We start from the raw sequence: 704 nt of genomic DNA on the forward strand, positions 1-704 counted from the left end.
TAGTGCATACTGCAAGTGCCTTTTCTGTGTCTATAATGTTGGCATACAAAACAATAATCACAATCATATTTCTTTGCTTTATGTTCTGCCGGCTCTCTGTAGCTTAATTTACCGCCACAATCTGCACAGATTAAAAGTCCTGTAAATGGGTGTGATGTTGTTCCATACTTTGGACTTCTTCTTACTGTTTTTCTTAATCTTTGTGCGTTATTCCATGTTTCTTCATCAATGATAGCTTCATGGGTATTTTTGAAGATAATAAGTTCATCTGCTTTTGCCTTTCTACGTTTCTTGGTTTTGTAGTCTACACTAATTGTCTTTCCTAATACAGTATGTCCCATATATTCTTGCTTTTCTAAGATATATCCTACTGTGGTCGGTGTCCAAAAATATGGGTCTTCTATTCCTCTTTTCTTGGAACTGTGGTTATTTTCGGGATAATGTATTTCTGCATAGGCTGACGGTATAAGGACTTTATCTTTAGTTAGTATATCTGCTATCTGTGTTACTCCATATCCCTCTATTACAAGCCTGTAAATGCGTTTTACGACCTTTGCACTCTCTTTATCGACAAGTAACTCCTGTTTGTTCTTTGGGTTTCTAAAATAGCCGTATGGAACGCTTGGTGATACTCTTTTACCTTCTTCCATTCTTGCTCTAAAGATAGATTGTATTTTTCTTGAGGTATCTCTTGCATACCATTC

Annotated in this window: 1 protein-coding gene; it reads right to left on the reverse strand. The window is 36.2% G+C overall.

Features of this window, described 5'->3' with window-relative positions; all coding sequences use genetic code 11:
* The coding region (locus HMPREF2852_RS02870) for a recombinase family protein (protein ID WP_186821920.1) at positions 1 to 704 on the reverse strand (704 nt) is incomplete at both ends.

The sequence above is a fragment of the Anaerococcus sp. HMSC065G05 genome (genome assembly GCF_001812365.1).
GTDB classification, from domain to species: domain Bacteria; phylum Bacillota; class Clostridia; order Tissierellales; family Peptoniphilaceae; genus Anaerococcus; species Anaerococcus vaginalis.